At 62.2% G+C, this 3,738-nt stretch carries 3 protein-coding genes; all 3 read left to right on the top strand.

The window, feature by feature from the left end; translation table 11 throughout:
* The first annotated feature begins 202 nt into the window (after nucleotides 1-202).
* Nucleotides 203-712 (top strand): NADPH-dependent F420 reductase, encoded by a 510-nt coding sequence (locus AC1DWT_RS50090; RefSeq protein ID WP_477926151.1) that lies wholly within the window; start codon nucleotides 203-205, stop codon nucleotides 710-712.
* A gap of 719 nt (nucleotides 713-1,431) precedes the next feature.
* Nucleotides 1,432-2,898, top strand: coding sequence for an aldehyde dehydrogenase family protein (locus AC1DWT_RS50085; protein WP_477926150.1), 1,467 nt, complete (start codon nucleotides 1,432-1,434; stop codon nucleotides 2,896-2,898).
* Between the two features lie 116 nt (nucleotides 2,899-3,014).
* The coding region (locus tag AC1DWT_RS50080; protein ID WP_477926149.1) for an NADPH-dependent F420 reductase at nucleotides 3,015-3,738 on the top strand (724 nt) is incomplete at its 3' end.

The raw sequence follows: 3,738 nt of genomic DNA, 5'->3' as shown, positions 1-3,738 counted from the left end.
GTTCCTATCCACCGGCGGACAGATCCTCAACCGCGGCAACGAGATCACCGTCCGACTCGACCGGCGCACCTACTCACCCGTCCTCCGCCAAGCCAACCTCCCCGACACCGAGGTCCCCTGGTGGGATGGACGAACCCTGCACTACGAGTTCACCTGAACTGGGGTCGAACTTCCTGCGCGAGAATCCGCGCTAATCACCACCGTGCCCGCCGACACAGTCGTCATCGACACGTCGAACTACTATCCGGCCCGCGATTCCACGATCGAGGCCATCGAAGCCGGACAAGTCGAAAGTCTTTGGGCTGCTGAACAACTCCGGCGACCGATCGTCAAGGCATGGAACGCCATCGGTTCCGGCTCACTCGCCGGGAAAAGAACGCCGGTGAGAACCGCGGGCCGTATCGCCATCCCGGTCGCCGCCGATGATGACAGAGAACGCGCAGTAGGCATGGCATTGGTCGAGGACACCGGGTTCGACGGGTTCGACGCGGGGAGGCTCGCGGAATCATGGCGCCAGCAACCCGGCGCACCCGCTTACTGCACGGACCTCACCAGCGAGGAGATGCCGGCCGCGCTGGCCGCGGCAGAGTCCGCAAGATTGCCGAAGCGGCGCGACCTGGCAGTTGCCGCCTTCACCGAAAGGGTCGGCGACGGGAAGACGAACCCGGACTCGGAATTCGGTGTCCGCGTAAGCCGTGCACTGTTCATGTAACTCTGGTGCCCGCACCACGGCCCGAATGTCGACCCACTCCGCCAGGTGACGAAGTAGGTCGACATTCGGTGGAATCCGCTGCACCCGCACCGGCCGGTCACCGAGGTTCGGCGTACGCGGAAAAACGGCAGGATGATGCGCGACGGTCGTGCGGTGTCATGGTCGATGGTTACCGAGCGAGTGAACGGTGAAGGCGCTCTGGGCGGCTTCACAAGTTCTCCAAGGTCAAAGGCACTATTTCGATCCGTACGCGATGGTCGTCTCTTCTCCGCTACACCGTCGGTGCACGGACACACGAATCCGGGTTGTTCAAACCGCTCGACTTCACCGTATCCGCATCGAACTGGACCGCCGGCACGGACTCCCCCAGCCCAACGCGGGAGTAGATCGCGGTCTCGGGCGGTACTGTGCGGCGGACCCGCGAGAGCGCGCCGACGTCGCGCATCGAGCGCGTTCTGCGCCACCGGTGGGCGTCGGAACCGGAGCCCTCATCTCAGGGCGCTTGACTTTTATTGCTAGTCGTCTAACAATGTAATTGCTGTGATCGGGGCAACAGCGCCGACCGCAGTCACGCTTGATAGTCCATGCGACGAATCCTGTTACAAGCGTCGACGGGACACCATGCCGCCGGTGAGCGACGAGGCACCGCGTCGCAGAATGCGACGATGTTGCGCCTTCGCTGCTGCAGGCAACGTCAGCTCTAGTCCGCAGGAGGCGGAGTGAACCCTACCAATGCCCTTACTTTCCGTGACGCGCTCTACATTGCGGGCGAATGGAACGTGAGCACCGACCGCGAGTGGTTGGACGTAGAAAATCCAGCTACTCAAGAAGCAATCGGTCGCGTGCCGCTCGCATGCGAGGCCGATGTGGAGAGTGCGGTTGCCGCCGCCGCCGAGTTGCACCGCGCAGGACACTGGCGCGCCACCGATCTCAACGAACGGGCGAAGGTTCTCAACACCATCGCCGACGCGATCGAACGTCGCGCATCGGAGTTCGAAGCAATCTATACGCTCGATCAGGGTGGCCTGTCCTCTTTCGCCGGTTTCACGGCGGCAACTGCAGCGGCGATTTTCCGCGATACGGCTCTACTCGCCGAACAGCTCGATCTCGGTCCGACCCGTCGAGACACGCTCACCGGGCCGGTTTACGTCAGCCGGGAGGCTATGGGGCCGGTTGCAGCCATCGTGCCCTGGAACGCCCCATTGGTCTTGGCAGCGGTGAAAATCGCGCCGGCGCTGATGGCGGGATGCCCCGTTGTGGTGAAAGTTTCGCCTGAAACTCCCCTGGTATCCTTCATTTTCGCCGAAGCGCTCGCCGAGGTTGACCTGCCCGCCGGATTGATCTCCTTCCTTCCCGGGGGTCGTGAACTGGGCCAATTCCTGATCTCTCGGCCCGGCATCAAGAACATTTCGTTCACTGGAAGCACCGCGGCGGGCAAGAAAGTGATGGCTACGGCCATCGAGCACATGACTCGCGTGACTCTCGAGCTCGGAGGGAAGTCGGCCGCGCTCGTGCTCGACGATGCCGATCCTGCGCATTTTGCGCCGATGTTGGCGTATGGATGCACTATGCAGGCCGGGCAGGTCTGTACGACCCAAAGTCGTATTCTGGTGCCGGCGTCGAGAGGTGACGAGTGGATAACTGCCTTGACGACAGCGTTCCGCAACTTGACCGTCGGCGATCCAGCTGACAAAAGCACCGGGGTCGGCCCCCTTGTCTCTCGCGCACAACGGGATCGAGTCGAGGAATTCGTCGAAACCGCGCAGAATGTCGGGGCGATTGTCCTGACCGGCGGCAAGAGGCCAAGCGGATCCATGTTTGAGCGAGGCTACTGGTTCGAGCCGACCCTGCTGACCGGGACGACCCCCGACATGCAGATCAACCGTGAAGAGGTATTCGGGCCGGTCATCACGGTCGAAGTGTATGACGATCTGGAGGCGGGTGTCGCAGCCGTCAACGACACCGAATACGGGCTCAGCAATGGCATATTCACGCCCGACGTCGACAAGGCGCTCGAGCTTGCCCCCCGCCTGGAGAGCGGTGCCGTAGCGATCAACTCGTTCGGTCCCAATATTACGGCGCCCTTCGGTGGATATAAAATGTCCGGAGTCGGCCGCGAGGGTGGCATCGAAGGCATCCAGGAGTTCCTCGAGACGAAGCAGGTGAACTTGCCGCAAGCCAAGTGAGCACGAGGACGCGAAGATGCGTATCGCCAGCGCCGTCGTCGTACACGACACGCATCGATCAATTACCTGCCTGAGTATGCGCTGATCCACCGGGCATCGTAGGCGCGCGTCGCGGGGTGCGTGGATCAAGGCGAGATTCAGGCCTTCTTGCCCACGTGCACCCGGCGCACTCGACCAGCGTGTGCGCGGCTAGACCATCCCGGACCAGCTGCGGCCGCTCTGGTCCCGTGCCCGGGAAGCAACACCCGCCATCGGAAGACGTTTCGGTCGCCTTCCTCGCCGTGCCTACGACTCGTCTTCGTCGGACATCAGATCGAGCCCTTCAACCACTCAGAGCGCGACACGTTCCGAGACGTGCGTCGACAACAGGAAGGATTGCGCACATGCAGATCGGCATTGTGGGAGCCGGAAAAATCGGGTTAACGCTGGCGCGCAAATTGAGCGCTGCGGGACATACGGTTCTGGTGGCGAATTCGCGTGGTTCGGAGACGATTAGAGAGATCGCGGCCGCGTCCGGGGCATCGGCGGTGGACGCGAGTGACGCCGTTCGCCGGTCACAAGTTGTCATTGTTTCCGTTCCCTTCAATGCGCTACCACGGCTGAAGAACCTTTTCGCCGAAATCGACGATTCAGTGATTGTGATCGATACCTCCAACTATTTTCCCTTCCGTGATGGCACACCCGAGTGCCTCGCTGACAGTCAGACTGAAAGCCATTGGGTTAGTGCCCAGCTCGGACTCTCTGTGGTCAAAGCGTGGAACAGCATCCTCGCCGGCAGTCTCGTCGACAAGGGGCTGCCGAACGGTGCAGACGACCGCATCGCCCTACCGGTGTCGGGTG

It is taken from the genome of Rhodococcus sp. P4_B6 (assembly GCF_056402215.1).
Note: the sequence above shows the minus strand (reverse complement) of the source record. Positions and strands in the feature narration are given on the sequence as shown.